1 pseudogene is annotated in these 235 nt (G+C 68.1%); it reads right to left on the bottom strand.

From position 1 onward, the window contains the following. Positions 1 to 235, bottom strand: a pseudogene (locus ASF38_RS19660) (ABC transporter substrate-binding protein); the annotation flags it as partial.

Raw genomic sequence — 235 nt, 5'->3', positions numbered from 1 at the left:
CTCCTGGTCGGAGTTGGAGCCGTAGTGGTCCGGGTTGTACTGCAGCTTGAGGTCGACGGGCGTGTCCACGCCGGCGTCGTCGAGGAACTTCTTGGCCTTGGCCGCGTCGGGCTTCTCGCCGTAGAGCTCCTTGAACGGCTCCGTGGCGCCGGGCTGACCGTCGGGGACGGCCGAGTAGGCCGGCGTGAACGTGCCCTTGTAGACCTGCTCCGACAGCTCGGCGCGGTCGATCGAG

Origin of the sequence: Aeromicrobium sp. Leaf272 (assembly GCF_001422865.1) — a bacterium.
Taxonomy (GTDB): domain Bacteria; phylum Actinomycetota; class Actinomycetes; order Propionibacteriales; family Nocardioidaceae; genus Aeromicrobium.
Note: the sequence above shows the minus strand (reverse complement) of the source record. Positions and strands in the feature narration are given on the sequence as shown.